The following is a 388-nucleotide window of genomic DNA, read 5'->3' as shown; positions in this document are numbered from 1 at the left end:
CCAATTAAACAAATTAAACAGACCTTTGGTTCAACTCGTTTTGTGTGAAATCAAATGTTAGCTATGCAAAGTGCTCGCCACAAAAACAACTCTCATGCTAGGTATCAAAATGAGTTTGCTATGAATAACCTGCTGAAAGCACTCAAGACAGAATATCCGTGGTTAAAAGACGTGGACGCTACCGCCCTGCAAGCAACAAACAGCAATTTGCACGACGCTTTTCAACGTTTTTTCAACAAGAAATTAAGTAACGGTTATCCACGCTTTAAAAGCAAGAAAAACTACGCACAAAGCTACACTTCTAAAGCGGTTAATCAGAATATCAAGGTCATTGATGAGCACCACTTGAAGCTGCCTAAATTAGGTCAAGTCTATTTCCGTGCCGGGC

The 388-nt window shown here is 40.2% G+C and carries 1 pseudogene; it reads left to right on the top strand.

Annotated features, from left to right (window positions below):
* Positions 1-3 precede the first annotated feature (3 nt).
* Positions 4-388 (top strand): annotated as a pseudogene (locus tag LFYK43_RS12325) (helix-turn-helix domain-containing protein); the annotation flags it as partial.

The organism is Ligilactobacillus salitolerans (genome assembly GCF_003864415.1).
Lineage (GTDB): Bacteria > Bacillota > Bacilli > Lactobacillales > Lactobacillaceae > Ligilactobacillus > Ligilactobacillus salitolerans.
Note: the sequence above shows the minus strand (reverse complement) of the source record. Positions and strands in the feature narration are given on the sequence as shown.